We start from the raw sequence: 2,210 nt of genomic DNA, 5'->3' as shown, positions 1-2,210 counted from the left end.
CAAAAGCCCACATTAATAATACCTGATGGTCACGGTTTTGTTATTGGAAAAATAGTATTAGATCAACAAGGAAAATTTATTTATACATCCGAAACCAATAAATGTATAATGTGGGATACGAAAACCGGGCGCCAGCTATATACTTTCCCGCTTGATTATGCAAACTATACAGATGGTTATACCGGAATGGATATCAGCCCTGATGGCAGTAAAATAGCCATTTCCTCAGGTGGGCTATTATTTTATTTTAATACAAAAACGGGTAAAAAAATAGCGGGTGGCGAAGGGGCTTATGGTATTGACGATTTAAAGTTCTCTGCAGATGGAAACTATATTTATGCAATACGTGGTAACGGAATTCATATTTTAGATGCTAACACATTAGTTGAAAAAGGATCAATTAAAGACAATTTTAGCGGCTACAGCGGAAGAATTTGGTTGCTTGCTGATAATAAAGTTTTAGTGATAGGTGACAGTTATCCGACAACCAGCTTTAAAGTTTACGATATTGATACAAAACAAAAAATTTCTTCTCTTGATTTGCCAAAAGAAAAAAATTTCCGCCGGTTTATTTTTTTGCCGAAACAGAATATGCTGGCTGTTTTTGGCAGTAATCCTGGTGTGGGCTTAGTGTTTTACGATATCGTTACAAATACAATGAAAGGCAGCATTCCTTATAACGGAGACTTAACTTATGCGGCAATCATTCCATCGCAAAATACTGATGAAATATTAATTTCGGGAGAACCTGATGTAAAAGGTTCTGCCTTTAGCAGCAATTTGCTTAACCTGTATAGTACAACTTCACTTAAAAAAATTAATACTTTTAACAATACAACCATTGATGAAAACCACCCTGTAAATGGAGGTTATTTTGACGGATTTAAAAAAGAACTCTGGGTACAAATAGGTGGAAAGGAAGTAGGCAATTATAATTTTGCTTCAAAAAAATATACCGTTTTTTTAGATGGGATCATTGCTGAAATGAGCAGTAAATTTTACACCACGATTTACAATAATGTTAATGGATATCTGCATCTTACTACGGACAAGGAAAATTTTAAAATAATTGATCTTACCCGTATGAAACCTCTTTTGCATAAAGATTTAAAAATATTTCCGGACGCAGTTGCGACAACTTTTACGGGAGATACAATTGCTGTATTCAATAATAGCACGGTTACAGTAAAAAATATTGTGACAGGTAAAATAATTAAAAGCTTTACCGGCCTGGGCATGGCAGAAGGCATTTCACTCTTCCCAAATAATTTCTTTTTTAGCAATGATGATAAATTTCTTTTTTATTGTGATGATAATATCAACAGCAATATTAATAAAGGAGCTATTAATATTATAAGAATGAACCTGATTACGGGAATTAAACAAAAATTTATAAATGCCAAAGGGTTTGGTTTTACAACTGTGCATCCCGATAAAACTATAATGGCCGGTTTTGAAAAAGGATATCAATTTAATACTGCGGTTGTATGGGATTTGATTACCGGCAAACGAATCTTTAGCAAAGAAGTAAAAAGTAGTTTTATCCAGATTTCTTTTGATAAGAAAAAAATAATAATGGATGAAAACATAAGCCTGTATAATATTTACGATATTCAGACTAAACAAATAACATCCAGTATAATTGTCCCCGATGATCTTGTGTATTCAGAACATGCTGTAAACAAAGATTTTTCTTTATTGGCTAGAGGTCGCCCTAACGGTTATATTTCTATGTATGATGCAAAAAAGGGTAAAGAATTGTATTCAATTCATGCACATATAAGTGAAATTGATAAAATCTTTTTTTCGCCTGACGAAAAACTTTTTTATTCCATAGGAAGTTATGACAATTCAATAAAAGCATGGGAAACCGCCACAGGAAGGTTTATAGGAACGCTTTATCTTTTCAGGGGGTCTACCGATTATGTATTTATGGATGCTGATGGACGCTTTGATGGCACCCCAGAAGGAGTAAAAAAGATCTACTATGTTATTAACCAAAAGCCTATGCCTTTGGATAGGATATTTGAAAAATATTATACGCCAAACTTATATGCACGTTCTGTAGCGGGAGAAAAATTTGATAAAATTGATGTTATTATCAAACCTTTTCCAAAAGCAAAAATATCTTACGCAGAGGCTAAACGCAATTTAGAGGTGGAAGAAGATGGAATACCGGTCTATAAAAATACTACCGGCTTTGCAGACAT

General features: G+C 33.6%; 1 protein-coding gene. It reads left to right on the top strand.

What is annotated here, in order from left to right; genetic code table 11:
• Positions 1-108: 108 nt before the first annotated feature.
• Positions 109-2,210, top strand: a 2,102-nt coding sequence (locus H7254_RS12455) for a WD40 repeat domain-containing protein (RefSeq protein WP_301933276.1), incomplete at its 3' end; no start/stop codon positions are given.

Origin of the sequence: Ferruginibacter sp. (assembly GCF_014377975.1) — a bacterium.
Classification (GTDB): domain Bacteria; phylum Bacteroidota; class Bacteroidia; order Chitinophagales; family Chitinophagaceae; genus Ferruginibacter.
This window is presented reverse-complemented; position numbering and strand designations above follow the sequence as displayed.